Below are 19,250 nucleotides of genomic sequence, written 5' to 3'. Positions count from 1 at the left end.
GGAAGTGGGGTGTGGGGAGAATAAAGCTGCCTCCTGTCTCCTGTCTCCTGTCTCCTGTCTCCTGTCTCCTGTCTCCTGTCTCCTGTCTCCTGTCTCCTGTATCCTATCTCCCGACTCCTGAATACTGACTCGATTCTGGCTGCTATAGTAGAAAAGCACCCATTGCTGAAGATATCTGAGGTAGATTGCCGTGACTATTGCTTTAGACCAACTGCTTACCCCCGAAATTTTTCGACCAGCGCGTTATTTGGGCAACGAGTTAGGCGCTAAACATAAAGAATGGGCAAGTGCCGTGGTTCGTTGGGTGTTAACCTATCCGGAAGTGTACGAAGTGGGGGCATCTAACCTCGGCCATATTATCCTCTACAATATCCTCAATGCACAACCTCGCCAACTCTGCGATCGCACTTATTTACCCGCACCGGATTTAGCCCAAAGACTCAAACAGACAAAAACCCCCCTATTTGCCCTAGAATCCCGTCGTTACCTCACCGATTTTGATATTCTCGGTTTTAGTCTTAGTTACGAGCTAGGAGCCACCAATATTTTAGAAATGCTCGACCTAGCGGCAATTCCCTTGACTTGGAGAGAAAGAGACTCGGGTAACTATCCGCTAATTTTCGCTGGGGGACAAACTGCCACCTCTAACCCCGAACCCTACGCCGACTTTTTTGATTTTATCGCCCTCGGTGATGGCGAAGAATTATTACCAGAAATCGGTTTAATTTTAGAAGAAGGCAAACTAGCTAATCTAAGCAAAGAAGAACTATTACTAGATTTAGCCCAAATTCCGGGGGTATATGTGCCGCGTTTCTATAATGTCACCCCAGAGGGTGCAGTTATCCCCAATCGTGACGATGTACCGCAAAAAATTTTACGCCGGGTAGCTACTCCTATCCCAGCCTATTCTATCGGTTTAGTTCCCTTCGTGGAAACGGTTCACGATCGCCTGGTGGTAGAAATTCGTCGCGGTTGCACTAGGGGATGTCGTTTTTGTCAACCGGGGATGTTAACCCGTCCTGCGCGGGATGTGCAACCGGAAGCAGTCATCGAATCGATTGAAAAAGGAATGCGAGCGACGGGATATAATGAATTTTCCTTATTATCTCTCAGTTGCTCCGATTATCTAGCTCTACCTGCCGTGGGTATGGAGATTAAAAACCGTCTCCAGAATGAGAATATATCTCTATCCTTACCCAGTCAAAGAGTCGATCGCTTTGACGAAAATATTGCTAATATAATTGGGGGCAATCGTCAATCGGGTTTAACCTTTGCACCGGAAGCGGGAACCCAACGGATGCGCGATGTGATTAACAAAGGGTTAACCAACGAAGAATTACTCAGAGGGATAAAAACTGCTGTCGAACAGGGTTGGGATAAGGTCAAACTATATTTTATGATCGGTTTGCCAGGGGAAACCGATGTGGATGTGATTGGTATCGCGGAAACGGTGCGCTGGCTGCGTCGGGAATGTCGTTTACCGAAGCGGAAACCCCTCGATTTTACCCTAACTATCTCGAATTTTACCCCTAAACCCCATACCCCCTTCCAGTGGCATTCCGTCTCGACGGCCGAATTTATCCGCAAACAGGAGTTATTAAGACAGGAATTCCAAGGCATGAGAGGGGTAAAAGTCAATTATACCGATGTCCGCATCTCGGCCATGGAAGATTTTATCGGTCGCGGTGACAGAAGTTTAGGGAAAGTGGTGCTGCGCGCTTGGCAATTGGGAGCGGGGATGGATGCTTGGTGGGATAATACAGAAAAAGCCTATCAAGCATGGTCACAGGCGATCGAAGAATCCGGTTTAACCTGGAAATATCGTCAGGTAGAACAGGGAGAATGGAATATTTTTGCCGATACAGACAAAGATATTTTAGAGCGTCCTTTGCCCTGGGATCATCTGGATACCGGTATCGATAAAAAATGGCTAGAGGAGGACTTAAAACGCGCTCTAGACGCGGCAACGGTTCCCGATTGTTCTTTTGAGGGTTGTTCCCATTGTGGCGTTTGTAGCGTCGATTTTGGTCATAATATCGTCATTGAAGCGCCTGCGATTCCCGCTTTTGCCGGACATTTTCAACCCAATCAAGAACGCGCCCAAAGAATTCGGGTTTGGTTTGGCAAAATTGGCGAAATAGCCCTAGTTAGCCACTTGGATCTCGTGCGTTTATTTGATCGCGTCGTCCGTCGGGCTGCCATTCCCATTTCCTTTACCGGTGGATTTCACCCCGGTCCGCGCATTTCGATCGCAAATGCTTTATCCTTGGGAGCAACCAGTAGCGGTGAGATTGTCGATTTTGAATTGACAAAAGTGATGGATTTAGAGACCTTTAAACAGCAGTTAACCGCACAATTACCCGCAGATTTACCAGTTTATCAGGTGGAAGAAATTCCTTTAAATGCTCCCGCTGCCACCCGTTTGTTGGAAAAAGCCGAGTATTTGCTCACTTTTAATAGTGAGGGAATTGACTGTCAACAGTGGCAAAATTGGATCGGGGCAATTAAGCAAGCAACGGTGATGGAACGGGAAAAAACCACCAAATCCGGCAAAAAAGTCACGATTAATCTGCGAGAACAATTGTATGAATTAGAGTTAAAAACTGTTGACAAGGAAGCCGTTTTGTGCTATGTGGGCAGTTGTCGCAATGATGGCACTTTACTGCAGCCCGATCATATCGTCGAGATGTTAGAAAGGGTTTCTGGCCAAGAAATTTCGCTGCTTAATTTTCATCGTCAGCGCTTGATTTTAGGAGCTTAACCATCATAAATTGTTCCCTTTATACTCTAACCCCAGAGAGTCAAATAATCTTGATCGACTAATTCCAAGGAATCATCAATCAAAGCTGGCCGGTAATTTTGAACAACCAAAAGTTTTCTAAGACACAGATTCACCTAATCAAATAAAAGGAGATGAAAATTAAAATCTGGCTGATTTCAAGCTACCGGCAATAGTCACTGATAACTGATCACTGATAAACTTATCCCAAGGCATCGAAGATTTTAAACATAGGCAGGTACATAGACAGAAGAATAATTCCCACCATCCCCGCAACAGCAACCATCATCAAGGGTTCAATGATACTGGTTAAAGCTTTAACGGCCTGTTCCACCTCATCTTCGTAGAAATCCGCCACTTTCATCATCATGGCATCTAATTCTCCCGTTTCCTCCCCAATACTAATCATTTGAATGGCCAAAGCTGGGAAAACATTGGCTTTTTGTAGGGCCAAACTCATCATTCCCCCCTGCTGAATTTCCTCCTTAGCACCAGCGATCGTATTAGCAATTACCTGATTACCCACCGTATTACAAACTATATCAAGGGAACTCAAAATCGGGACACCAGAACGCATCAGAGTCCCAAAAACCCGGCAAAATCTAGCCACAGCCGATTTTTCATTCAAATCGCCAAAAAGGGGCATTTTAAGGAAAAACCAGTCAATTTGCAGACGACCCATCGGGGTTTTGTAATAGCGACGCAGTAAAAAAACTGTGGCAGCAATGGTGACAATCGGAATTAAAATTAACCAACTACGCATCACACCACTCAAAAAGAGCATAAATTGCGTTAAAGCTGGTAGTGGCACCTTCAAATCGGTGAAAATTTTCGCAAACACGGGAATTAAAAAGATTGTCATCCCGAAAAACACAATTACCGCCAAAATTCCCACTGCTACTGGATAGGTCATCGCTGATTTAATCTGGTTTTTCAAGCGGGCCATATCTTCCAAAAGTTTCGAGAGACGGAGCAGCACTTCATCGAGTACCCCCCCCGTCTCTCCAGCTTCGATCATACTGACATAAAGTTCGTCAAAACATTCGGTATGTTTGGCCATCGATTGCGATAACGGACTCCCCTGCTGTACGTCAGCGCTAATCGCTTGTAGTGCTTTTCTCATCTTGGGATTACTGGATTGATCCGCCAAAACTCCTAAACATCTCACAATCGGCACACCAGCATTAATCATTACCGAAAATTGACGGGAAAAAACCGCTTTATCTTTGATGGAAATGCTGGCAAATATCAACTCTAAACTAGAAAGATCGATCTCTCCTCCCGCTTTTTTGACTTTACCGACGGCGGCATATTTCGCCTTCAGCATCATTCGGGCATGATCGGGAGACATAGCTTCAACTTTCTTTTGGAAAACTTTTCCAGAGCTGCTTTTAACTTGTGCGACAAAAGTAGGCATAGTATAAATCAGTTATCAGTTATCAGTTATCAGTTATCAGTTATCAGTTTACTGAAAAAACTTCCCACTTCCCACTCTCCTATCCCTTTTACACAGGATTTGTTATCAAATCCAGGCTTTAGTTTTGGCGTTAGCACCAGATCCGGCGACAAGACGTTGTAATTCATCGGGTTTACTGCTTTTAGAAATTGCCTCTTCAAAGGATATAACACCGCTAACAACTAAATTAGCTAATCCCTGTTCCATAGTTTGCATTCCTAACTTCATCCCCGTTTGAATTGCTGAGTAAACTTGGGGGGCTTTTCCTTCGCGAATTAGATTAGCGATCGCTGGAGTTACCACCATGATTTCCTGTACCATTGCCCGGCCAAATTCCCCCGGTTTAGGATTTTTTTTCTTGACTAGGTTTTGACTAAAAACTGCTAGTAGAGAATTGGATAACATGGCGCGAATTTGTGACTGTTGGTTAGAGGGGAAAACGTCAATGATCCGATCCACTGTTCCCGCTGCCGAGCTAGTGTGTAGGGTTCCGAAGACTAAGTGACCGGTTTCCGCCGCCGTAATTGCCAAACTAATTGTTTCTAAATCCCGCATTTCTCCCACAAGGATAATATCAGGATCTTCTCGTAAAGCGGCTCTTAATGCGTTAGCAAAACTCTTGGTATCTTCTCCTTTTTGTCGTTGGTGAAACAGGCTTTTGATATTAGGAAAAACGTATTCGATTGGGTCTTCTACAGTCAAAATGTGTTCAGACCTAGTCCGATTAATTAAGTCTAAAATTGATGCTAAAGTGGTAGTTTTACCTGAACCTGTTTGGCCAGTTACGAGAATTAATCCCCTCGGTCTTTCCGATAATTCTCGGATCACTTCTGGTAAATTTAATTGTTCAAAGTTAGGAATTTTAGATGACAAAGCGCGTAAACAAGCTGCATAGGCTCCCCTTTCTTTATATACATTGATCCTAAATCTTGCTAATCCTTTCACCCCGTAGGAACAGTCTAATTCCCAATTCTGCTCTAACTCTTTTATTTGAGTATTATTGAGCATACTAAAAATCAATTTCTGACAATCTTGCGGGGTTAAAGATTCTTCATTAACCGGGATGAGTTTGCCACTAATGCGAAAATAGACCGGCGCACGGGACTGAATGTGCATATCGGAACCGCCCATCTCGACCAATTGTTCCATTAAATCTTCGATCATTAATTCCATAAGTTAAACTCCATTTATAAGGTAAAATCAGTGAACAGTAACCAGTAACTATTGAAAATACATCGGGAAAGTGCTATTTAAGACTACTCACTTAATACTCCTTACTTAAAACTCAAATCTCATAACTGATAACTGAAAAACTATCTTAATAACTAAATCGCGGTCTCATACAATAGGGACAATCGAGCCATTCTGGTTGTAGTTCGGCGCGACAACCACTACAGATTAAACCGCTTTTCCGTTTAGCTTTTAATTCCGCTTCCAGACCAGAATCGCTAAATGTCACCCGTTCCACCTCTTCGAGGGTGGTGTAACCCTCGCGCACCAGATTTAAACTGTAGGCTAGGAGTGTCATCATACCCTCATCGACGGCCGCCTCCTTAATGCGATCGGTGGTTGCCCCTTGGTTAATTAATTGCTGTAGTCGTTCACTATTCTGCATCACCTCATAGACACCGATGCGACCTTTATAACCGCTGCCGTTACACTTGACGCAGAGATTGCCTTGTCTTCGCGCCTGTTGAATTTCCGCTATGGTCAGGGTATTAGCCTTATAAAAGGTCACTTCCTGTTCATTGGCAGCGGAAAGACCAAAACGAGCTAATTCCTCTTGGGTGGGGTGATAGGCGACTCGACACTCGGTACAGACGCGCCGCACCAGACGCTGGGCCAAAACTCCCAACAGAGAACCAGAAATCATAAACGTTTCAACCCCCATCTCATCGAGACGAGCGATCGCACCTGCGGCATCGTTGGTGTGTAGGGTAGTTAAGACCAAGTGACCAGTTAAAGCGGCCTCGATCGCTGTTTTAGCCGTTTCCTTGTCCCTAGTTTCTCCCACCAGAATCACATCTGGGTCTTGTCGCATGAAGGCCCGCAGAATCGAGGCGAAATCCATGCCTTTTTCGCGAATTACCTGCACCTGGGTGATGCCCGGTAGAGAATATTCGATCGGATCTTCGACGGTACTGATATTGACCCCAGGGTCATTTCTTTCCGCTAACACCGAGTATAAAGTGGTGGATTTCCCTGAACCGGTGGGTCCTGTCACCAGCAACAGACCAAAAGGATAACTGGCCAAGTCTCGGACGATTTGCAGGGTCTTTTGATCGGTGATTAGTTTATCTAAACCCAACTGGGTAGAGGAGTTATCGAGAATCCGTAAACAGACTTTTTCCCCGTAGCGACTGGGCAGGGTATTAACCCGAAAATCCACTTTCCGCCCTTGATACATCCGCCGAATTTTACCATCTTGGGGGAGACGACGTTCGGCGATATCGAGATCGGCCATGATTTTAAAACGGGCAGTGACCGCCGGGGTAATTCTTTTCGGCAGTGGGTCAAAAGCTTGATGAAGAACTCCATCTTTGCGAAAGCGAATTTTCAGGAATTCGTCTTGGGGTTCGATGTGAATATCGGAAGTCCCTTCCTGTAGAGCTTTAGCTAGAATTTTATTGACCAGGTTGATGACGGGGGCTTGATTAGCGTCTCCTTCTCCGAGATCATCGGCCACTTCATCGTCAGCACCAGAGACCACCTCAATACTGGCGACAATATCGGTGAGATCCGAGAGTTTTTCCAGTTCTTTTTCTTTTTCTAGTCTGGCTTTTTCCCGTTCTAGTTCCGGTTGGGCCCAGTGGAATTTTTCCAGTAATCTTTCATAATCTTCGCTGGTAATCACTAAACGCTGTAAACCTAACTCCCTGGGGCGGAGGATACGATTAATATCGTCCGTAGCCTCTAGGTTGTCGGGATCGACCATGGCTATCAAAATTGAAGCCGGCTCTCCTTCGATTCGACGCAGGGGGATGAGACGATAGCGACGACAAAGATCGATCGGAATCAAAGAATCGATCAGTCTGGCTATTTCCAGTCCATCCACATCGCTCAACTCGGGGTCGAGGGATTCGACTCCGTAGAGAATTTTTAGTTCAAATAACTGGTTTTTCTTATACTGTCGCTGTAAATCCGGGGGCAAAGGCCGCCCGGTTAGTTTTTGTAATATTTCTACTAGCGATCGTCCCGATTTCCGCGTTTCCACCAGGGCCTGTTGCATTTGCTCGGCACCGATATAGCCCGACTGCACCAACTTGTTACCAAAGGGGGAAAAGTAATTGCGTAGGGCAACAGCACGGGTTTTCTTGGAAGAAAATGTCATAGACGATTCCTAACCTCTCCACTACCCTTTAATCTTCCTAATTCTACCGAGAAAACTGCATTCTAAGTAGGTAGGCGTTAAAAGTTATCAGATACCCCCCTTATCAAGGGGGGCTAGGGGGGATCGGCACCCCCCTTATCAAGGGGGGCTAGGGGGGATCGAACCTAGAATCCATTTTTAATTTAATTATAACCAGCTACTTAGCAAAAATTTTTCTAGATCACTGATTATCTATCGGGGGCGATTATATCTAGTTACGGATCTTGTCCACAAAATGTTACATTAATGGTTAAACCTTGATTATTAGCTGGTACTTAAAGACCAAAATCAGCATTAAATGGTCATATATTGCCAAATTCCCAACTAAAATCCTATACCATGAGTGCAGAACCAAATACCTCAGCAATTTTCGACGAAAACCAAGAATCCTTTTCTAATTCCCCTGAATCTCTTGCCACCGAATCAGAAACCAGTGTCACCGATGAAGCCAAAACGGTGACGGATCAGGCCGCCTCTAGCGAGGGATTTTCCCTTCTGGACGGAATGACTATCGATTTTCTAAAAGAGGAAATCGACACTCTTAAACAGCAGTTAGAGGAACAAACCCAACAGGTTGATGCCTATAAGAAACGCTATATCACTCTAGCAGCCGAGTTCGACAATTTTCGCAAACGCACAGAGAAAGAAAAAGAGGAACTGGAAACAAAAATCAAGGGCAAAACCCTGATGGAAATTCTTGGTGTGGTGGATAATTTTGAGCGCGCCAGGACTCAAATTAAACCGGCCGATGATGGCGAGATGGGTATTCACAAAAGCTACCAAGGGGTCTATAAAACCTTAGTGGACAGTCTCAAGCGTTTAGGCGTTTCCCCCATGCGTCCGGAAGGTCAACCCTTTGATCCCAGCTACCACGAAGCGATGATGCGGGAGTACACCGATGAACATCCCGAAGGCACAGTGGTGGAGCAGTTAGTGCGGGGATACACTCTCGGAGAACAGGTTTTGCGTCATGCTTTGGTAAAAGTGGCCGCTCCCAAAGAGACAGATCCTAACGCTGATCAGTCCGAATCTCCTTCCATTCCATCCCAGGAATCGGTCTAAAATCTCCATGGAGATTAAACTGGTTTGAGGGTTAGGTATTAGCCAGTAGGGTCTGTATTCCCTCCCTATCACCTATCCCTCATCCCCGCTCAGAGACTTTTTCTCTCTTGACCGATTTATCTTTTAATTAAAAATGCTTCTATACCCAAGGCTTTTGCCCCTTGGTAATCTTCTTTTTTACTATCGCCAATATGCCAAGCTTGCGCGGGGGAACAATCATGTTTTTGCAGGGCAATTTGAAAAATTTCAGCATCTGGTTTAGCTGCTCCTGTCTGGGAAGAAATCGTGATCGATCGAAAAAAATATTCTAAGCCTAATTCGGCCAAAACTTGATAGATACGACTATCAAAATTAGAAATAATGCCCAACTCGATCCCCTGAATCTGCCAGAGTCTTAAAGCGGGAATGACATCCTCGTACAGCACCCAAGGCTCGGCCGTGGCAAAATGATGGTAAAGTTCGCTAAAAAAAGCCTCAAAATCGGGAAATCTTTCCAGATAACCTAAATTATTAAAAACTGTCCCAGTCAGCGATCGCCACCAGCGATACTCTAACTCGGGAATTTGTGCCGGTTCAACGTCAGGAAAAGCTAGGGGGGGAGAAGTGGGGAAAATAGCCGAGAAAGACTGTTCTAGACTCTCTGCAGCCACCTCTACCCCAAAATCCGCCGCTATTTGGCTATAAATTGCTCCGACACTGCCTTTTACCCCAAAAAGTGTCCCCACAGCATCGAGAAAAATAACTTGCGGTTTCTGCATAAGAGTTTTGTTTATAACGTTTCCCAATCTCATGAGGTACACCAAAATCTTAACTCCCGAATCCCGAATCCTGACTCCTCAAAACCTAAGACTCTGTGCCTCACAACTATGGGAATTGCTATATAACGGTCGAACTGAGGTTTTTAGGGTCGGTCTTTTGGGGGGTCTAACACACCTAACAATTGCTCATTTTAAAGGATTATGGCCAAAATTCTCGGATCACTTGCCAAACCCTTAATACCTCTGCCACCGTCCATGCTTGGGCAAAAGCTCCCCTAGGGGTAAAAGGAGCATTACCATCGAAAATTTCGCTTAAATTACCGATACAGCTATCCCGAAGATGATCGATCATCGGTGTTAAAAAACTCTCGGCTAGGATGGGATCGCGATAGACTTTTAGATGGGCTTCGATAAATGCCCCTAATAACCATCCCCAGACTGTCCCCTGATGGTAGGCACTATCTCTTTTTAAGCGATCGCCACTGTAAACGCCACGGTAATCGGGATGATCCACATCTAGCGATCGCAAGCCGCGAGAAGTCAACAATTTTAAAGCACAAATATCGACAATGGCCTTTTTCTGTGGGGAATTTAATAACTCCTCCACCGACAAAGATAGGGCAAAAAGTTGATTCGGTCGTAAACTGGCATCATTGCCCTTGTCCGTATCCAAAACATCGTAGCAATACCCCAGAGAATCGTCCCAGAAGCGAGAAAACCCTTTTAAGGTCATTTTTGTCATTTTTTCGTAATTAGTGGCATCCATGCCCAAATAATGGGCAAATTGAACCATAATTTTTAGGGCATTGAACCAAAGAGCATTAATTTCTACGGGTTTGCCGATGCGGGGAGTAATCACCAGATCATCAACTTTGGCATCCATCCAAGTTAACTGTACTCCCGTTTCGCCGGCATAGATCAAACCATCGTCATCTAGGTGAATATTGTAGCGAGTACCGCGACGAAACCAAGCGATCACTTCCGTTAAAGCGGGATAAATAGTTCTGAGAAACTCAAAATCTTGGCTTTGGTTAAAATAGGAACGAATAGCTTCAAAATACCAAAGAATAGCATCGACAGCGTTATATTCGGGCATTTCTCCGCCATCGGGCAGTAAATTCGGCAATAAACCCCGGTCTAGATAACGGGAAAAAGTTAGTAAAATCTCACGGGCGATCGCAGGTCTGCCTGTAGTCAAAGTTAATCCTCTTAGGGAGATCATCGTATCGCGACCCCAATCACCAAACCAAGGATAACCTGCGATTATCGTTTTGCCGTCCGGTTGATCCCGGAGAGGACGACTAACGATAAACTGGTCGGCAGCGAGGGTAAGTTGTTGAATCCATGGTGGATGCTGGGGATTAATCAGACTATTCTCGTAGCGATAGCGAGACTCTAGAGAAGATTGACCGTCTAAACTGGGATCGGGACGGGTACTAGCAGCAATTGTCACCGATTCTCCCACTTTAAGAGTAGCCGAAAAACTGGCGGCATGGAGATGATTTTCCCGATCGATTAAACCACGATAACGTTCCACGGCCAAATCAAAGCGATAATACCAGATATGAGCGGGAAAAACCTGTCCTTGACTGATTAATAGATAAAAAGGTACAGCATAGTCATGGGCAATCACTCTGACTCCTTTTTCTAGGGGACTAATAGCCATTTGCCAGTTAAAACCCTGGGTATTGCCGTGAAAATCACGATAATTGACAAAAGCAGTCAGATTTAGGGTTAAAGGAGAATTGCCACGAAGGTAGGTATAGCGAGTATAGGTGGTATTTTCTCCCGGTTCCATCCAGATACGCTTTTCTAGTAAGGCATCCCCACAGATGAAAGTCCAGACGGGAATCGCACCTTCCAGATGAAAACTTTCGATATTAATATAGCCTTGCGGTTCGATCGTAGCACCTAACCAGCGATTGCTGGCCAGATGATAGAGTTTCTGGTTATATTGTACCGATTCATCGATTTTAGTCACTAGAAGTGTTCTTTGCGTCGGTGGAGCCAAAGCAGCGATCAACAGGCCATGATAACAGCGAGTTAGCAATCCGGCCACGGTTCCCGCAGCAAAACCCCCAATACCATTAGTGACTAACCATTCACGCTTTTCAGCCACCGGAAGATAATTACAGATATCTCGACCAAAACGGAGCTTGACCATGGGCTTCCCAATTCCTAGTAATTTTGTTATAATTAAAAATTGTGTCTTTATATCTATAGACTAACTCTATCTTAAGGAGGAAAATCAGCAGTGAGTAAACGTACTTTAGAAGGAACCACGCGCAAACAGAAGCGCACTTCCGGATTTAGAGCGAGAATGCGTAGCGTCAACGGACGTAAAGTGATTAAAGCTCGTCGGAAAAGAGGGCGCTATCGTTTAAGTGTTTAGGTTATTCTGGGAACCGACTAATTTTCGTGGGATTACCCCAAGTTCACCGCTTAAAACATCGACAGGATTTTCAAGCTGTCTATGGAACAGGGAAGCGTTATCACGGTTCCCACTTAACCTTAATTAGTTTAGAGGATTCTGGCCAGGATAAGCCTCTTCCCAGTCGTTTTGGCATCTCGATTAGCAAGAAAGTTAGTAAAAAAGCGGTGGTTCGTAATCGACTCAAACGGCAAATGCGAGCGGTAATTCGGCAGTTATTGCCAGAAATAGCGACAGGATGGCGAGGGATAATCATTATCCGTCCCGAGGCGATCGAGTGCAATTATGAACATTTTTTGCGAGAATTAAAGCAGTTGTTAGTGAAGGCCAATATAATTCATGGGCATTAAAGAAGAAACTTTTTATGAAGGCGGTCCGCACATCGGCGACCTAATCATCAATATACTGCTAGGATTTACAGTGATTTGTTTACCTTTGACCGTTGGGGCAGTGGTGCGGGCAATCTGGTTAAGATATAAGATAACCGATCGGCGGATTTCAATCACCGGGGGTTGGATGGGACGCGATCGCACAGATATTATCTATTCAGAAGTGGCAAAAGTGGCGAAAATGCCGAGAGGAATTGGTCTTTGGGGGGATATTGTCGTAACTCTCAAGGATAGAAGTCGTTTAGAAATGCGCGCGATGCCGAAATTCCGGGAAATTCATGACTACATTGCCGAAAGAGTCGCCGATAAAACCGGTCGTCCCCTAGAATCGATCATCAGTCAATAAAACAAAATAATCGATCGCCGAGATTCGATAAATTAGATTTGTCAAAGTGAACCCCTATTAAACGAGAAGGCATAGATTAAACCCATGGATTTTGGAGTCGGATTTATTTCCACAAATATCATGTTGCCAATCCTAGATTTTTTCTTTCGGATTGTGCATAGTTACGGTTTCGCCATCATTGCTTTAACGCTGGTGGTCAGATTTGCCGTCTTTCCCCTCAGTGCCGGCCAGATTCGCAATATGAGAAAAATGCGAATCACTCAACCCCTAATGAAGGAAAGACAGGCAGAAATTCAACAACGCTACAAAAACGACCCCCAAAAACAACAGGAGGAAATGGGCAAATTAATGCAGGAGTTGGGCAATCCCCTAGCCGGTTGTTTACCCCTGTTATTACAAATGCCGATTCTTTTGGCTTTATTTGCGACGCTGCGGGGTTCCCCCTTCTCGGATATTAACTACACCGTCGATTTACAAGTGCTGCCAAGCGAACAAATCGCCCTCGTCCAGCGCCAACCCTATGCCACCAAACCCCAAAACGTTTATATTGACGAGTCTCTCCACTATCCCATCACCGCTTTTTTACCCCAAGGCAATAAAATCGCCCCGGGAGAACAGCTAAAAATCGACCTGCAAAACGACCAGGGCAAGTCTTTAAGCCAATTAGCCACGGAAGCACCGGAAAATAACCTAAAACCCACCTACGAGGTGGTTAAAGGTCAAGAACTGGTGCAAGTTAATGAAGACGGTTCCATCGTCGCTTTAGCCCCCGGAGATGCCAGTATTAAAGTTATCGTGCCGGGGATTGCCGCTAATACGGGTTTTCTCTTTATTGAGGCCCTGGGAAGAATTGGGGCAACCGGTGCCAATGGTGAAATTCACTGGGATATTTTGGCGATGGTGATCGCTTTCGGCATTAGTATCTATGTTAACCAAGAGTTATCCGGTGCCGGCGCTCCTTCGGGGGGGGCAGCCCAACAACAACAAACGGTGAATAAAATCACCCCGGTAATTTTTAGTATGATGTTCCTGTTTTTCCCCTTACCGGCGGGGGTATTGATGTATATCTTAACTGCGAACATCTTCCAAACTATTCAAACGGTCATTTTGATGCGGGAACCGTTACCGGAAAACCTGCAAAAATTGGTAGCGGAACAGGAAAAAACGGAAAAATCCCGCGATGCTCTCCCCTTTGAAAAACGTTCTAGCAAGAAAAAGGAAAAAACATCGTAATGAGTATATGGGAGCAAAATAGCGAGAAAGCTAAACAATGGCTGGAAAAACTGCTAAAGTTGATGGCCATGCCCGCAGATGTCCAGATTGGTGTGCAGGAATTGGGAACTGGACCTTCCTCCTGTTGGTTAATTATTGATAGCAGTCAATTGAGTCCCCAACAAGTGGAACTCCTCCTCGCTAACAAGGGTGAGGGACTGGATGCGATTCAATCCCTAGCTAATACGATTCTGAATATTGGTGTCGAGTCGGCAGAACATCAGTTCTATATTGTCGAAATCAATGGCTATCGTCAACAAAGACAGTCAGAACTTTTCGACTGGGTTAATCAAGCGGCGACGCAAGTGCGGCAAACAGGACAGGAAATAGAATTAAAAGCCCTATCTTCGGCGGAACGTCGCCAAATCCATGCCTTTTTTCAGGAAGAAAACGATTTAACCACGGAAAGTCGCGGTGTGGAACCCGATCGCCGGTTAGTAATTCGTTTAAAATAAGATCAAAGGGTGGGGTAAAACCTGCCCTCTTTTTTATTTTAGGCAGATATCTCCTGTCTCGGAGTTTCTTCACCTAACGGAAGATTTTTGATTGTTGTAGGAGACTTAATAACTTAACTTCAGAGCATTTACTGGTACATCATCCCAGGATTCTACGGTTCTTAAAACTGCCACCCACCCCGCTTGTTTTTGTTCGTCCGTAAGATTGGTTAACCAACTTTGATGACAATCTTTTGCCGCTTGTTCATCTTGACAGGCAATACAAGCTTGTACTAAACCACAGGGATCAATCTGTTCATTTACCCAAATAATCATAGTTAATAGCCCTACTTAACTTTATTATTATACTCCATCGATCGCCCACAGAGAAACTTTTGATATTGATAACCTGTTACATAATTGGAGGATAACTCTGAAGGTTGACAGTCCGATAAATCTATTGAAGAATGAAAATTGATTAACCATAATTCAAAAGGGGGAGAAGATGACAGATTAAAATTTGGCTTTTGTTCTGAGTTAACTAAGATAAACTTAGGGTTTTTATCGGGAAATCTTTGGTTAAATTCCCAAGCAATTCCCATCATTTCTCCTACCTGCACTAAACTCCTATAGCTGGTGGCAATTACTAACGGATAACGGTTATTATTTTCGATAGTGGTAACTAATTTATCTGGTCGATAATACTTACGATAGCCTAAATTAAAAGTCACACTTAGGGAACTAACTAAAGCCATGATAAGGACGATAATTACTATTCTTTTCCGCTGCCTTTGCCAACAATTATCTAATAAAATTGCCAGAATTAAAATTACCGAGGGAAAGTAAACAAAACTATATCTAGCTCCTCGGGTAATATCGATCGAGAGGAGATAGGTGATGACAAAGAAAATGGCAATTGAACTGAGAAAAAATGCCGAGAGAATGCCTAATTCGGGTTTATAGGAGTCTAGCCACGCTGTTTTAAATTGTGGGATAATCCAGAGAAAAAACCCGATCATTATTGCCCCAGAAATCAAGATAATTATTAAAGATTCTGATTCAACAGGGAGCAGGGAAATCATAGTGATTAATGTTCCCAGCAATTGAAAAAAGGGGCTAATTACGGCTAAAAAACTATCATTGTCTCTCTGAATCCAACCAGTCATCTGATTGCCATAATCTTTGGGTACAAACGTGATAAACCAAATAATAATAAAGCTCAAGTTACCTAAAAAAACTAAACTTAAACGCCACCAATTAGTTATCCAAAAGTTTTTTTGTTTGATTTGCTTGAATAAAATCCATAATAAAGTTATCGCTTCCGCGAGGATAGTTAAACTAAAAAAATAGTGGACTAATAACCCTAGACAGTTGACAATTAACCAGAAAAAAACCAAAGTATGGGATATTCTCTTGTGGTGGATAATTCTGCTGCTTGCCCTCAGAAAACAGCCTAAAGATATGAGGACAAATACAACCGCTAAAGTATAATGACGCGCTTCTTGGGAAATAAAAACCGCGTAGGGAGAAACCGCCATTAAAATCGCCGCTAAAAAAGCGATCGAGCCAGATTTAAAGACCAATTTACTGATAAAATAAATTAGAGGAATCGAAATAACTCCCCAAAACACTGCCAGCGATCGCATTCCTTCTAAAGATACATATTCTCCCCGAGCAAAGAATAATTTATTCCAGAGATAGGCGAAAATAAAATATAAAGGTGGATGATTGTCCTCCTGAATAACTAATTTAATTACATCGGCAATAGTTGCCTGATGGTTGCTCTGAAGAGGTGCTAATAAAGTGTCTAGGGAAATTATTTGATTTAACGGCACTGTCTGGTAATTATTGCCAATACTAAAAACCATAGTGGCAAATTCATCCGTCCAGGGAGGTTTGCTCGTTAATTGTGTTAACCTAATAACCAGTCCCAAAATTATTACTAATCCTAACCAGCAAAAATCAGACCAAGCTAACTGCTCCTTGCCTTTTTGTTGTAGATTAGAAATGACTGTAGATAAATTCAATTTAATTGTTATCTCCAAAAGATTCGATTATTTTAACCGCTTCCGATGGGGAAATATCTTGACGGCAATTAGGATAATCATACTCCTCCCGGGCAATTAATGCCCCACTGAGACGATAAAAATATTCTCCCATTTTCATCCAATCGGAATACAAATCGGGTTCGGGGAATTGTTGCCTTAATTCCGAGTTTTTGGGTGTACCATAATTAAGCCAGTATCCTTCTCCAAATAGTGGGGAATTGAGTGCTAGGGTTCCCTCTAATTCTAAACCATCATCGCCCCTGGCGTTTTCGATTCCTTCCACCAAAAAACAGCTATTCTCGGCATTTTCAAAGAGGACTGCGTATCCTTTCCCCTCTTCTGCGAGGATTTTAATCTCGCTGGCCTGAAATCCGGGGGGGATATAGTTAGGTAAAATAATCTTAGCATCTAGCGATCGCAGTTGTTGCTGTTGACTGGCGCTCAAAGTTACCGTTTCTGCTCTCAAATATTGCCCATTGTCAATAATAACAATAGATAATCCTAAAACTAAAGGCCAGAAAAATTTGAGGGTCATAATCGCGGGTTTTAAGGTCATATTCTGGAGAATATCTGAGTTTTTAGGGAATTTATCGATTATTTATCCAGATTGACGACGAATATTGCCCTTTTCCTGTTCCCAATTCCCTATTTACCGATTCTAATCGACAAAAAATCATAGCTTGTCTGTGGATTCCACTTTTTTCCACTTCTGTCACCCAGAATTATGGGACTGACATCACCCCAAACCCTCTCGTATTCTAAGGTTATCGACAGGAAAGAGAGGTAACAACCATGTTAGTCAGTCACCAAAATCCAACTTTTGTCCGTAACTACTTAATCGCAGTTATCTCCGTGGTGATGATGGGTGTGGGAGTTGCCGATCTCGTCAATAATCCCTCTCGAATCGCTCAACAAAACCGTCTTGATGGTTATGGTCGCTATGTTAGCGCTGGTTTGGTTAGTGGTGCGGTCAATAATATGCGTTAATTTGCCTCTGATTCTCAATCCTGTTGAAAAGGTGTGGGGAATTATGAATTGTGAATTATGAATTATGAATTATGAATTATGAATTATGAATTGTGAATTATGAATTGTGAATTATGAATTATGAATCATGAATTGTGAATTATGAACTGGGGAGAATAAATAAAAATAATCTCCTGACTCCTGACGACCGGCTACTGACTCCTGACGACCGGCTACTGACTCCTGATAACTGACTCCTGATAACTGACTCCTGATAACTGACTCCTGATAACTGAAGCTGCTTAAACCCAAGAATGGAGAGCGCGTAATTGGGGCGTTTTTTTAGCTTGGTGGGTCTGCATTCTTTGTAAAACATCATCGAGAATTGTCACCGCTTCGCGGATATATTCTCCCTTATTCAGCATGACACATTCAGCCCTTTCGGCCATAGCGGCATCGGTAATCTCGGCCCGGGAGGGGATACTTTTCTTGACCAGATTTTCTAGGACTTGGGTAGCCCAAATTACTGGAATATGGGCTGCTTCGCATAACCAGAGAATTTCCTCTTGAATTTCTGCTAATCTTTGATAGCCAATTTCTACGGCCAAATCACCCCGGGCAATCATCACCCCAAAAGGTTGTTTACCGGCGGCATGAATGATTAATTCCGGTAGATTTTTTACGGCTAAAGGTGTTTCTATTTTGGCCACAATTGCTTTTTGTCGCCAAGCATCCCCCAAACGACTTTGTAACTCTAGCTGTAGTGTCTCGATATCGCTGGCTTTTTGTACAAAAGAGTAACCGATAATATCAGCATTTTGGGCAATAAAATCTAAATCTTCCCGGTCTTTTGCGGTCAAAGGATCGATATTTAAGACGGTATCGGGGAAATTTAGGCCTTTATCTGCTTTGAGTTTTTCCCCTTTCTCCCTAGCGTGGGTAATTTTTAGTAAAAGACCTTCCGGCATTATGGCAATAACTTCAGCCCCAATATGACCATCATCAATCCAAACTTTCGCCCCGACGGGAATTTGGGGAATAATTTCCGGTTGGGAACAATTAGCCTGAAAATACTGGGGATGGGCAGTGTGGGGCGGTTGGGTGGTTAAGAGGAGAAAATCCCCTTGATATAGTCTGGTTTGGGACTGGGGGGCTAAAATCTGTTCTAAACGGATTTTTGGGCCGGCTAAGTCCATATAAACCTTACAGGTATGTCCATTGACTAAATTTTCGGGGTTTTTGACCGCCTCGCGCAGATTTTCGATCATTCCCTGCCACTCTTTGGGTCCATCATGGGCGCAATTAATGCGAATACAGTCCATCCCGCAACGCAGTAATTGAGCGATAAAATCGGGGTCGGTTGCCGCCTCCGTCGGCATTGTCACCATAATTCGCACCCGACGCCGGGGGGAAGGCAGACCGAAAACTTCGGCGCTATGGGAAGCTAAAAGTTGATCTCCCTGGAAAAATGCTTCTAAAGGGGGATGTTTGGGTAATAATGAGGATTCTTGATGACAAACCGCCCCTAAAGTGGCAATTACCGCATCGAGGGTCGGTAAAACTTTCGATTCAATCCGGCCTAGGGAAGATAATCCCCAGGGCATTAAAGCTAATTGTAAATCCCGGATATCTTCTTGTCTCAGGGCGAGATAATAGGCTAAATTACGGGTGCTAGGTTGAAAATTATCCTTTTCAATCAGGTTTTTCCACTGATGCAATTTTTCCTCTCCTTCCACTGTCACAAAATGCCGTAACTTTTGTAGATGATGGAGGAGAGTTTGGGGGTAGGATAATTGTTCTCGTTTGAGTTGTTCTGAGAGAGTTAAAGACATAAAATTAAGTAAAAAGTAAAAATCGTCAATTAAGTAAGTGGTTTCAATTAAATTGAAGATAGATTTTGTCCTTGATCCCCCCTGCCCCCCTTGATAAGGTGGGTGCC

At 43.8% G+C, this 19,250-nt stretch carries 17 protein-coding genes; 8 read left to right on the top strand and 9 right to left on the bottom strand.

The annotated features are described in order from the left end of the window. The first annotated feature begins 190 nt into the window (after window positions 1-190). Entirely contained in the window at window positions 191-2,761 is a 2,571-nt protein-coding gene (locus tag IQ234_RS13395; RefSeq protein WP_193957456.1) for a TIGR03960 family B12-binding radical SAM protein, read from the top strand. A gap of 220 nt (window positions 2,762-2,981) precedes the next feature. Here IQ234_RS13395 and IQ234_RS13390 read toward each other — a convergent pair whose 3' ends face one another. From IQ234_RS13390 to IQ234_RS13380, 3 genes are all read right to left on the bottom strand, one after another. Next, window positions 2,982-4,196 carry a type II secretion system F family protein gene (locus tag IQ234_RS13390; RefSeq protein WP_110577931.1) on the bottom strand — a complete coding sequence of 405 codons (1,215 nt, stop codon included), beginning with the start codon at window positions 4,194-4,196 and terminating at the stop codon, window positions 2,982-2,984. A 105-nt stretch (window positions 4,197-4,301) separates the two neighbouring features. Then, the gene (locus tag IQ234_RS13385; RefSeq protein ID WP_104396083.1) at window positions 4,302-5,408 is read right to left on the bottom strand and encodes a type IV pilus twitching motility protein PilT; all 1,107 of its coding nucleotides are present in this window, start codon (window positions 5,406-5,408) and stop codon (window positions 4,302-4,304) included. Window positions 5,409-5,553: 145 nt separating this feature from the next. Continuing rightward, window positions 5,554-7,566: a GspE/PulE family protein gene (locus IQ234_RS13380; RefSeq protein WP_193957455.1), complete on the bottom strand. Its 2,013-nt coding sequence runs from the start codon at window positions 7,564-7,566 to the stop codon at window positions 5,554-5,556. Between the two features lie 378 nt (window positions 7,567-7,944). On the opposite strand from IQ234_RS13380, the gene grpE reads away from it, so the two are divergent. Further along, entirely contained in the window at window positions 7,945-8,667 is a 723-nt protein-coding gene (gene grpE / locus IQ234_RS13375) for a nucleotide exchange factor GrpE (RefSeq protein ID WP_193957454.1), read from the top strand. Window positions 8,668-8,783: 116 nt separating this feature from the next. Here grpE and IQ234_RS13370 read toward each other — a convergent pair whose 3' ends face one another. Continuing rightward, entirely contained in the window at window positions 8,784-9,425 is a 642-nt protein-coding gene (locus tag IQ234_RS13370) for an HAD-IA family hydrolase (RefSeq protein ID WP_193957453.1), read from the bottom strand. 199 nt (window positions 9,426-9,624) lie between these two features. Beyond that, on the bottom strand, window positions 9,625-11,589 hold the full coding sequence (locus IQ234_RS13365; RefSeq protein ID WP_193957452.1) for an amylo-alpha-1,6-glucosidase: 1,965 nt from the start codon (window positions 11,587-11,589) through the stop codon (window positions 9,625-9,627). Between the two features lie 90 nt (window positions 11,590-11,679). On the opposite strand from IQ234_RS13365, the gene rpmH reads away from it, so the two are divergent. The 5 genes from rpmH to IQ234_RS13340 all read left to right on the top strand — a co-directional run bounded on the left by rpmH (window position 11,680) and on the right by IQ234_RS13340 (window position 14,318). Then, entirely contained in the window at window positions 11,680-11,817 is a 138-nt protein-coding gene (rpmH, locus tag IQ234_RS13360; protein WP_002739276.1) for a 50S ribosomal protein L34, read from the top strand. A gap of 26 nt (window positions 11,818-11,843) precedes the next feature. Next, the gene (gene rnpA / locus IQ234_RS13355) at window positions 11,844-12,206 is read left to right on the top strand and encodes a ribonuclease P protein component (protein WP_193957451.1); all 363 of its coding nucleotides are present in this window, start codon (window positions 11,844-11,846) and stop codon (window positions 12,204-12,206) included. Beyond that, window positions 12,196-12,591 (top strand): PH domain-containing protein, encoded by a 396-nt coding sequence (locus IQ234_RS13350; RefSeq protein ID WP_002738951.1) that lies wholly within the window; start codon window positions 12,196-12,198, stop codon window positions 12,589-12,591. Before rnpA ends, IQ234_RS13350 begins: the two co-directional genes overlap by 11 nt. An 84-nt stretch (window positions 12,592-12,675) precedes the next feature. Then, window positions 12,676-13,824 (top strand): membrane protein insertase YidC, encoded by a 1,149-nt coding sequence (yidC, locus tag IQ234_RS13345; RefSeq protein WP_193957450.1) that lies wholly within the window; start codon window positions 12,676-12,678, stop codon window positions 13,822-13,824. Continuing rightward, on the top strand, window positions 13,824-14,318 hold the full coding sequence (locus tag IQ234_RS13340; RefSeq protein WP_002742607.1) for a protein jag: 495 nt from the start codon (window positions 13,824-13,826) through the stop codon (window positions 14,316-14,318). Before yidC ends, IQ234_RS13340 begins: the two co-directional genes overlap by 1 nt. Window positions 14,319-14,423: 105 nt before the next feature. Here the strand turns inward: IQ234_RS13340 and IQ234_RS13335 are convergent, their stop codons facing one another. From IQ234_RS13335 to IQ234_RS13325, 3 genes are read right to left on the bottom strand one after another with little or no spacing between them, the layout of a single operon-like run. Next, entirely contained in the window at window positions 14,424-14,633 is a 210-nt protein-coding gene (locus tag IQ234_RS13335) for a hypothetical protein (RefSeq protein WP_002752080.1), read from the bottom strand. A gap of 11 nt (window positions 14,634-14,644) precedes the next feature. Then, window positions 14,645-16,324, bottom strand: coding sequence for a glycosyltransferase family 39 protein (locus IQ234_RS13330; RefSeq protein WP_193957449.1), 1,680 nt, complete (start codon window positions 16,322-16,324; stop codon window positions 14,645-14,647). Window position 16,325: 1 nt separating this feature from the next. Next, the gene (locus IQ234_RS13325) at window positions 16,326-16,901 is read right to left on the bottom strand and encodes a hypothetical protein (protein WP_193957448.1); all 576 of its coding nucleotides are present in this window, start codon (window positions 16,899-16,901) and stop codon (window positions 16,326-16,328) included. Window positions 16,902-17,137: 236 nt separating this feature from the next. Here IQ234_RS13325 and IQ234_RS13320 point away from each other — a divergent pair, with 236 nt between their 5' ends. Continuing rightward, window positions 17,138-17,332 carry a hypothetical protein gene (locus IQ234_RS13320; RefSeq protein ID WP_002738625.1) on the top strand — a complete coding sequence of 65 codons (195 nt, stop codon included), beginning with the start codon at window positions 17,138-17,140 and terminating at the stop codon, window positions 17,330-17,332. Between the two features lie 281 nt (window positions 17,333-17,613). Here the strand turns inward: IQ234_RS13320 and IQ234_RS13315 are convergent, their stop codons facing one another. Next, window positions 17,614-19,143 carry a pyruvate kinase gene (locus IQ234_RS13315; RefSeq protein ID WP_193957447.1) on the bottom strand — a complete coding sequence of 510 codons (1,530 nt, stop codon included), beginning with the start codon at window positions 19,141-19,143 and terminating at the stop codon, window positions 17,614-17,616. Window positions 19,144-19,250: the final 107 nt, after the last annotated feature.

Origin of the sequence: Microcystis aeruginosa LEGE 91341, from assembly GCF_015206885.1 — a bacterium.
Lineage (GTDB): Bacteria > Cyanobacteriota > Cyanobacteriia > Cyanobacteriales > Microcystaceae > Microcystis > Microcystis aeruginosa_H.
Note: the sequence above shows the minus strand (reverse complement) of the source record. Positions and strands in the feature narration are given on the sequence as shown.

Excerpts from the sequence above, each read along its gene's own strand:
- IQ234_RS13390 (WP_110577931.1), bottom strand. The coding sequence starts at position 4,196 with ATGCCTACTTTTGTCGCACAAGTTAAAAGCAGCTCTGGAAAAGTTTTC.
- IQ234_RS13385 (WP_104396083.1), bottom strand. The coding sequence starts at position 5,408 with ATGGAATTAATGATCGAAGATTTAATGGAACAATTGGTCGAGATGGGC.
- IQ234_RS13380 (WP_193957455.1), bottom strand. The coding sequence starts at position 7,566 with ATGACATTTTCTTCCAAGAAAACCCGTGCTGTTGCCCTACGCAATTAC.
- grpE (WP_193957454.1), top strand. The coding sequence starts at position 7,945 with ATGAGTGCAGAACCAAATACCTCAGCAATTTTCGACGAAAACCAAGAA.
- IQ234_RS13370 (WP_193957453.1), bottom strand. The coding sequence starts at position 9,425 with ATGCAGAAACCGCAAGTTATTTTTCTCGATGCTGTGGGGACACTTTTT.
- IQ234_RS13365 (WP_193957452.1), bottom strand. The coding sequence starts at position 11,589 with ATGGTCAAGCTCCGTTTTGGTCGAGATATCTGTAATTATCTTCCGGTG.
- IQ234_RS13350 (WP_002738951.1), top strand. The coding sequence starts at position 12,196 with ATGGGCATTAAAGAAGAAACTTTTTATGAAGGCGGTCCGCACATCGGC.
- yidC (WP_193957450.1), top strand. The coding sequence starts at position 12,676 with ATGGATTTTGGAGTCGGATTTATTTCCACAAATATCATGTTGCCAATC.
- IQ234_RS13340 (WP_002742607.1), top strand. The coding sequence starts at position 13,824 with ATGAGTATATGGGAGCAAAATAGCGAGAAAGCTAAACAATGGCTGGAA.
- IQ234_RS13335 (WP_002752080.1), bottom strand. The coding sequence starts at position 14,633 with ATGATTATTTGGGTAAATGAACAGATTGATCCCTGTGGTTTAGTACAA.
- IQ234_RS13325 (WP_193957448.1), bottom strand. The coding sequence starts at position 16,901 with ATGACCTTAAAACCCGCGATTATGACCCTCAAATTTTTCTGGCCTTTA.
- IQ234_RS13320 (WP_002738625.1), top strand. The coding sequence starts at position 17,138 with ATGTTAGTCAGTCACCAAAATCCAACTTTTGTCCGTAACTACTTAATC.
- IQ234_RS13315 (WP_193957447.1), bottom strand. The coding sequence starts at position 19,143 with ATGTCTTTAACTCTCTCAGAACAACTCAAACGAGAACAATTATCCTAC.